At 36.2% G+C, this 1197-nt stretch carries 1 protein-coding gene; it reads right to left on the bottom strand.

Annotated features, from left to right (window positions below):
* Positions 1-66 precede the first annotated feature (66 nt).
* Positions 67-1077: a hypothetical protein gene (locus JX312_RS13840; RefSeq protein WP_204458504.1), complete on the bottom strand. Its 1011-nt coding sequence runs from the start codon at positions 1075-1077 to the stop codon at positions 67-69.
* Positions 1078-1197: the final 120 nt, after the last annotated feature.

Below are 1197 nucleotides of genomic sequence, written 5' to 3'. Positions count from 1 at the left end.
CAGCACAAATAGCAAATTGCCATCCAACTCTTGACCTCGAATTTGATTAACACTTTTTAAGAGACACTAGTGTAAATCTATAATCAAATCATAGTATTCAAGCGAATGCTCAGATCTCATGTCTGCAATAATTTCCATCTGTAATTTTGACGGGACTTGATTTGCTGTTGTTTTATTCGGAAACAAAAATATGTCTTTACATAACTTGTCAAGTCTTGACAACCTTTTCTTTACCAGATAACGTTCCTCTTTTGTTAATGATCCAATCTCTCCTGATATGTTTTTGGTGAGGCTTTCTGATAAATTTTTACAATCCAATTGAAGCGAGACAATCTGCTTCTTCAATTCATCTGCCTTCTCGATAGCAGATAGTCTATCCAAACGAAGCAAATTATTGTCGTCTGTTAGATTTTTAACGTCAATTCGCAACAATTCCGTTTGCTCGGATAATGATGTTATTTCGGAATCTTTCTTTTTAGCCACTTTTCTGCCAAACCAGATAATTAATATGATTATCCCGGTCAACCCCAATATTCCTAATGTTGTCAACAGAGTTTGATATGCGCTTTCTGATTTTATATCATAAAGTTCAGATGTATAATTTTCTGTAATGTCGGAAAGAGGTATTCCGATAAGAGCGTCATTTGAAATATCTGTCAGAACATTATTATAATGTGTTGAAAATCTCAATATACTGTCTTTATTCCCTTCAATACCTGCCATCAAATTTTCGAGCATGGCTACATATAGAGTGTCAGCCCTATAATCGAGATTGGCCTTCGCGGAATCCAAAAATTGTCTACCAGCCGCAAGATTGTGTTTTCTTAGGTATGATTCGGATAACCTGCACCAATTATAGGCTTTCATATCGTACCCGTCCGCCATCAGGTTTCTGTATATGGCTATACAGCTGTCCGACATTCCCGACTTACTGAATGCCTGAGCTTTATTAATCAAAATTAAATGACGAAAAGATGAATCATCAAGCATTAACAAAGAGTCTGAATTATTACAAAGCTCAATAACAGATTCATATTCTTTGTTGTTGTTCAAAGCCTCAGCTATATATACATTCATCCATGACGAACGCTCATGAGAAGAATCTGAAACCGCTTTCTCATTGTGGCGTCCTGAAAAATATTGACGGGTCAGAGGGTTTGAGATTATGAATGAATGTTAAACAGTCCGAAGACTGTG

Origin of the sequence: Barnesiella sp. CU968, from assembly GCF_905219685.1 — a bacterium.
Lineage (GTDB): Bacteria > Bacteroidota > Bacteroidia > Bacteroidales > Muribaculaceae > Lepagella > Lepagella muris_A.
This window is presented reverse-complemented; position numbering and strand designations above follow the sequence as displayed.

What these genes read in the sequence shown, in the direction of transcription:
- JX312_RS13840 (WP_204458504.1), bottom strand. Translation starts at nt 1,077, where the DNA reads ATGAATGTATATATAGCTGAGGCTTTGAACAACAACAAAGAATATGAA.